Here is a 6,216-nt window from a genome sequence, read left to right as displayed (position 1 = left end):
TCGACTACACCTGGCGGTTGGCCGAGCTGATGGCCGCTCGTGGGATGCACAACAGTACCGATCTGATTCCCCTTCTTGTCGAACGGGGGATCGAGCTTTCACGGCCACAGGTGTATCGCGTGGTTCACCAACGCCCCGAACGGGTTTCGCTTCAAATGATCGCCGCACTGTGCGATATCTTAGGTTGCGGTGTTGAGGACTTGGTCACCGTGACCGCGGCCGACGTCCGCCGGCGCAAAGCGTCCGCCGGCTCGCCGGCAACGCCGAGGCCCAACGTGGTCGAGCTCAACAAAGCGGTGCGTCCTCGCCGAGCCAAAGTGATCAGCGATGACGATTAGCCCCAACCGGCGCTCCACCAAACGGGGCCGCCCGCGCGTTACCGGCGAGCAGTTCCGCTGCAGCCGGTGTGAGCGGATGGCCAACCAGCGCAGGGCGTCCTGGCCCGGTGAGGACTTGTGCTACAGCTGTTTCTACGCAGCGATGCGTACCCGCGGAATCTGCCCGCGATGCGGTCACGATGGGGTGCTTCCCGGCCTGGCCGCCGATGGCGACCACGAGCCAATCTGCTTGTCGTGTGCAGGAATTCCCGGAGACTTCACCTGTCGACAGTGCGGAGCCGAAGGCGATTTCTACCGTCGCAAAACCTGTGCCCGTTGCGCCCTTCGCGACGATCTAACCGCGTTGATGATCGACGGCGCCCGCAGCCCTCAAGCCATGGCCCCAATCGTCGAGGCACTGTGCGGTGTCGAGCGGCCCGCCAGCATCCTGACCTGGAAGCGCTCGCCCAGGGTCCAAGAACTGCTGACCGGATTGGCATCCGGGGACATCCCACTGACTCATCAGGGCATTGACGAAGCCGGCACGGACAAAGCGACCAACCATCTGCGCAGCCTGCTTGAACACGCCGGTATCTTGGCTGCCCGCGACGAACCGCTGGCTTGGTTTGAACGTTGGCTCACCGCGAAACTCGAGGGGGTCACCGAGCCGGTCGTGCGTGCGCCGGCGGAGCGATTCGCCACGTGGTATCACCTGCGTCGGTTACGCAAGACATCGGTTCCCGGACAAAGCACCGCTGCGGCCGCGCGATACGCCAAACAAGAGATCACCGAGGCGATCAAGTTCCTCACCTGGCTGCACAGCGCGCATCACCGCACCCTGGCCAGGTGCCGGCAACAAGACGTCGACGAGTGGCTGGCATCGGGACCCACCACGAGACGAAAGATCCGAAACCTCCTTGCCTGGGCCAAGAAAGCCCAGTTGAACAAATCGGTGAAGATCACTCATCAGCAGCCCCCTCCCAGCCGCGCGCTCACCCAACAGCAGCGTCTGGCATGGCTCCGAGAGCTCCTTGACGGTGACTCCGAATCACTGTCGTACCGTGTCGCGGGAATCCTTCTGCTCCTGTTCGCTCAGCCCGTGACCAAAGTCGCGGCTCTCCAGACATCGGCGATCACGTTCGCAGAAAACGACGTGCGCATCTCGCTAGGGCAAGAGCCGATCCCCGTACCGCCACCATTCGCAAACATGCTCGCTAGCTACATGGACAGCCGACCGCATCTCAGAACGGTAGGCGGACTGGCAACCAGCCCGTGGCTATTTCCGAGTGTCCGTCCCGGCCGGCATCGTCAACCCCAAGAAATCATGGTAAGGCTTGGACGACTGGGCATCGATCTGCTTGGCGCACGAAATACCGCCTTGCAGAGCCTCGTCGTGGCGGCACCACCACCCCTTGTCGCCGAGCTCCTCGGCTACAGCTACAACACCACCCAACGCCACGCCGAAATCGCAGCCCAGCCATGGGCCCGCTACGTGACCAAAACAGCCGCCGAATCTACCTGACCGCCGATCCTATCCAACCAGTGCTGCAAAGGCTTTCGGCCGCCACCAGCAAACAGGACGGCAACTCCGCACAGTGATGACATCGACGCCACCCCGGGAACCTAACCAAGACGATCGGGCACCAACCGCTTTGGCAATTCTGGAGCCCATCCCAGTTTCCCGACACGACCGAATACTGCCAGATCGAATACGGAGGGTTACCGGTAAATTGCTCCGTATCATGTTGTCGCACAATATATCTCGCCCACCCCGGAGAGTTGGTCACGCCGGGCAAGCAAGTGAAAGCCGCCGCCAACTGGTCCTCGCGGTTGCCTTGGGTGCGCGTTCGGCATGGTCAACGGCGAGTGGCGGTGGTTGCGTCGCAGGTCGAGCACGTGTCGATCACGGTTGTGTGAGGGCGCGGGTCGTCGGGAAACGGAAGCCCTCACTTGCCGCAGCCTGGCGCTATGGCCGATGCCTCGAACGTGCGGCACGACACCATCGTGGCGCCCGAGACGATGAGCCCGGCCCAAGTAAGGGCGCTGGCGGAGCGGAAGGCTCAGGCTCAAGTCGGCGACGATGACATGGTCGCTTTTTTGCATCTCCACGGATCACGGCCGGTCGGCGATGAGCATGACACCGAGGTCGAGTGGCGGTACAGCTACCAAGTGATACCGCCTGGCGGCCCCGCTGCTGATACGGCCGGCTGACCGCAGCGGACAGGCGGTGCGTCGTGGAGGGTGGCGTCTTTGCCGCTATAGCGCTTCACTGCCGAATACGGCGAGATCGAATATGGCGGGTTACCGGTAATCTACGCTATGTTCATCAAATTAATCATGAAATGCGCCGAACTGCACCATATTTAGACGCCTGTAACGCGACCCACGAGGCTGCACGGCGTCTCGCCTCCGGGCCGGAAAACTCACCTATCATGGCTAGTTGGCCACTAGTTCAAGTCTCGAACCGCAGGGGCGATACCACCGTCGGCATTCACCGGCGTCGGTGGGTACCAGCGCAGTTCGTAGTGCCAATCGATGCCTTCGGCGCCAAGGCGGGTTCCGATGACGTTGCCGCTTTCGTCTCGTTCGGCCACGCGGACCCGATGCCAATGGGCCACACGGATATGGGGTGGGAGCCTCCATGCAGCAATGCCTATATCGCCCGTGCGCTCGCCCGCTTGCCGGCGGTACTGCCGCAGCGATGCGCCGGTCCGCCATCCCAGGTTGCCGATTTCCGCGCAGCTGATCTGCTGCGGTCGAGAAATCTGCTCCGCAGGCGGCCAGTCGATTTCGGGATCACCCGACGCGGAGTACAGCAACAACGACAACGACAACGGGATGAGCACCGGTAACTCCTCGCCATTGGAGTTCCCCGCCTCATGCGCACCTTGAATCTGCGCCGTGACCAGATCGGCGAGCGTCGTCGCTGTTGCAAGATCGCCGCGGAGCGGGAAAGTCACGCTCTGCAGTTGCGGGCTCGGATCACCTTCCTCCTGATACACCCACATGCACCGGACACCCTGCGCTGCAGGTATATTCGTGTAACCCGTCAACACGCCGCGACCGTCAGCGCTTCGAAGCTTCAGATTGCCCACCGCAGGCGTCGGTCCCGAACCTTTTAAGTACCGGTACTGACTGACCGTGCCGGCCACCACCATTCCGAGGTAGTGACACATGCGACGCCCGTCGTGCAGTGACAACGGGGTGGCAAGGCTGTACGCGACAGCGTCGAACGGGAACCGTGTCAACCAGTCCGGCACTAGCTCCACATCGGTGTTCGCGTTAATCAGCGCCCCAGCGAACTCGTCGTCGACCCGCAAAACCACAGGACTGTCGGACCACTTCTCGAAGATCATTGCGGCCACGTCTTGAGCCCACTGCGCCCCGGGGCTGCCTGCTGGCGGTCGGTTCGCCCACGACTGGAACGCCGCGATCACCGCCGCCGCATCATCAACCTTGATGTGCCGCTTGGTCCGCAGATCCCGACCCTTCTTCTTCGCCACACCCCCATCCTCCCGCACGCCGTGACGGACAACGCGAGAACGCGCACATGGTCGACGGCGCACGCACCGAACCCGGCGCGCTTGAAGGCCAAACACGTCGCTATGGTCACTGCCCGCGGTGGCGCCTACAGCCCCGGGACCCGCGGACAACATCGACGGACGGAGTCGCCAGCAAACCAACGGACGCCCACAGGACAGGCAGTACCACTAGGGGCGAGCTAGTTTCACAACGACTGAGCTGATCGCCAGACCCGCTCCCCGTAAGCCGACGGCTTCGATCCAGCAGGGGATGCAATACGGCGGGATCGAATATGGCGGGTTACCAGTACGTGTTCACCAGGCCGCGCTGTCCGTACTCCACCACAAGGTGGCGCACCAGCTGCACTTCTCGCGCCTGCTGCTACATAATCGGGTGTTATCGGTGGCGGAGGTGCTGCGTCTTAGCCCGACAATGCCTGCGTGAAAGTCAAACCGTGGCGGATTAGCAACGGCGCAGAGGCCGGTTCCTCGCGGTTGCACCCGCTCCGCCGGTGCCCTGTGCGACGCTTGCGCCCGTGTCACACACTGCCGAGCAGCTGCACGCCGTGATCGACCGTTGCGCGCAGTTCCGCGACGCCAAGGCCCCGGCGGGCTACCGCGACGGCCTGGCCCTCTGCGTGGTCGATTCCGTGCAGTCGACGGGCGTCACGTACTCCAGCGTGGAGTCGGTCGTCGCCCGCTACCGTGCCTACCGCCGGGAACAGGGAGGCGACCCGAACACCGACGGCGTGCCCGAGCTCCTCACCACGTTCGACGAGCTGAGCGGCCCGGACGGTTGGGCGCAGCGGATCGGCAACGGGAACCGCACCTCGACGCACGTCGACGCGCCACTCAAGGCCGCCGCGATCCGGGACGCAGCGCTCGCACTCACCGCCGAGGGGATCGACACCGCCGCCGGCCTGCGGGAGGCGGCCGAGGACGCCGGGCGCTTGGCTGTAGTAGAGGCGGCGTGGCGAGCCGTGCCCGGCCAGCGCTCCGGGATCACGTGGCACTACGTGCAGATGCTCGCCGGGATCCCGGGAGTGAAGCCGGACCGGATGATCTGCCGCTTCGTCGCCGACGCGCTGGAGATTCCCCGTCTCGCCGTCACGACCGGGTTCGCCCTACGGATCCTGACCGCTGCGGCCGCAGAGATGGGCATGTCGCCGACGGACCTCGATCACGGCGTCTGGCAGTGGCAGCGGGGGCGGCGGTAGGCGTCCTTTGCGCCGGAGCGGTTCGAGCCGACAGTCACAGCCTGGTCGGCGCGGCTGTTCAGCTCGTAGCGCCGAGCTTCGCGTCGAGGAACGCGAACACCGTGCGTGCGGCGTTGACCGCCAAGTGCGCCTCGGGTTCGTCGAGCAGCTCCTCGTTCGGGTGCGCGACGCTCGCGTTGTTCCGGAGCGGGTTGAGGGAATCGAGCACCGTTGCTATCGCCCCGAGCACTCTGGTGATGTCGTCGGCGCGCGGGCCGCTGGCAGCCAGCGCAGGGTGACTTTGTCGGAGCAGCTTGAGCGCACGGTTCGTCGTCGTTTCGCGATCCGCTTCGATACCCGCGGCCTCGCAGAGGGCGAGCACGTGGCCGTGCAACGCAGTGTGGATCCGGTCGACGGCGCTCGTCGCCCCGTTGGTGCGGATCAGTTCGTCGGCGTCGGCCAGCGCGCGCAGCACCACATCACGGGTGTGTTCTGGGGTGTCCAGGCCAACCGCGGGCGCGGATTCCGGCCGGTTGATCCACGCCTCCAATTCGGGCCGGAGTCGAGCGCGAGCGGGGTTGCCGTCCTCGTTGAAGCGGTCGATCACGCCGCGCAGAATCTTCGCCTGGTCGCGTGGCGGCTGTGTCGAGAGGATCTCGATGAACCGCTCCCGGGTCGTGCCGGCGTAGTTGTTCGGGTCGATGTCGAGATCGCAGTACTCGGGGTAGAACTCCGCGTGGGTCCGGTACGAGAAGTCACCGAGGTAGCCGCCGGCCACCCCGATGTAGCGGTTGACGACCTTCATCACTTCCTGGGGCGTGAGGCTCATGCCGCGCTCACATGAGCCGTTGCCATGCCGGGAGCGTATCGCCGCACCCGGACAGCCACGGCCCGCGAGACCGAGCCCGGGCAGGATCGACCGGTCCCGGGGTCAGCCGCTTCGCTACCGGCGCCGTTCCGGCCGCTGGTCCACTTCCTGCCGGCAGCGTGGGCAGTCACCGCACCGCCGCGACGGTTCGGCTCCTGGCGGGATGAACTGGGCGTGGTAGCCGGGATGGTTGCAGTATCCGCAGATCGCCATGACGTGGCTCTCCTGATCCTCGAGGTTCGAGAGACACGGTCGTGCCCCTCATACCTTCATGTACGAAACCCGCCGAATACAGTGCGTCGGCCGTTCCCACC

General features: G+C 64.8%; 7 protein-coding genes. 4 read left to right on the top strand and 3 right to left on the bottom strand.

Annotated elements, in window-relative coordinates; translation table 11 throughout:
* The 3 genes from ACLP9N_RS27050 to ACLP9N_RS27040 form a co-directional block, all read left to right on the top strand.
* Positions 1 to 338, top strand: a 338-nt coding sequence (locus tag ACLP9N_RS27050) for a helix-turn-helix domain-containing protein (RefSeq protein WP_442410265.1), incomplete at its 5' end; no start/stop codon positions are given.
* Positions 328 to 1,839, top strand: coding sequence for a recombinase XerD (locus ACLP9N_RS27045; RefSeq protein ID WP_442395152.1), 1,512 nt, complete (start codon positions 328 to 330; stop codon positions 1,837 to 1,839). The genes ACLP9N_RS27050 and ACLP9N_RS27045, both read left to right, overlap by 11 nt.
* Positions 1,840 to 2,285: 446 nt before the next feature.
* Positions 2,286 to 2,528 (top strand): hypothetical protein, encoded by a 243-nt coding sequence (locus tag ACLP9N_RS27040; protein ID WP_442366033.1) that lies wholly within the window; start codon positions 2,286 to 2,288, stop codon positions 2,526 to 2,528.
* 236 nt (positions 2,529 to 2,764) lie between these two features.
* On the opposite strand, the gene ACLP9N_RS27035 is transcribed toward ACLP9N_RS27040, so the two are convergent.
* Entirely contained in the window at positions 2,765 to 3,820 is a 1,056-nt protein-coding gene (locus tag ACLP9N_RS27035; protein ID WP_442366035.1) for a hypothetical protein, read from the bottom strand.
* 554 nt (positions 3,821 to 4,374) lie between these two features.
* Between ACLP9N_RS27035 and ACLP9N_RS27030 the strand changes: the two genes are divergently transcribed.
* Positions 4,375 to 5,055: a hypothetical protein gene (locus ACLP9N_RS27030; RefSeq protein ID WP_442366037.1), complete on the top strand. Its 681-nt coding sequence runs from the start codon at positions 4,375 to 4,377 to the stop codon at positions 5,053 to 5,055.
* A gap of 58 nt (positions 5,056 to 5,113) precedes the next feature.
* Here the strand turns inward: ACLP9N_RS27030 and ACLP9N_RS27025 are convergent, their stop codons facing one another.
* On the bottom strand, positions 5,114 to 5,863 hold the full coding sequence (locus ACLP9N_RS27025; RefSeq protein WP_442366039.1) for an abortive infection family protein: 750 nt from the start codon (positions 5,861 to 5,863) through the stop codon (positions 5,114 to 5,116).
* A 114-nt stretch (positions 5,864 to 5,977) separates the two neighbouring features.
* The gene (locus tag ACLP9N_RS27020) at positions 5,978 to 6,115 is read right to left on the bottom strand and encodes a hypothetical protein (protein WP_442410264.1); all 138 of its coding nucleotides are present in this window, start codon (positions 6,113 to 6,115) and stop codon (positions 5,978 to 5,980) included.
* Between the last annotated feature and the right edge of the window lie 101 nt (positions 6,116 to 6,216).

Source organism: Mycobacterium sp., from assembly GCF_052144515.1.
Taxonomy (GTDB): domain Bacteria; phylum Actinomycetota; class Actinomycetes; order Mycobacteriales; family Mycobacteriaceae; genus Mycobacterium.
Note: the sequence above shows the minus strand (reverse complement) of the source record. Positions and strands in the feature narration are given on the sequence as shown.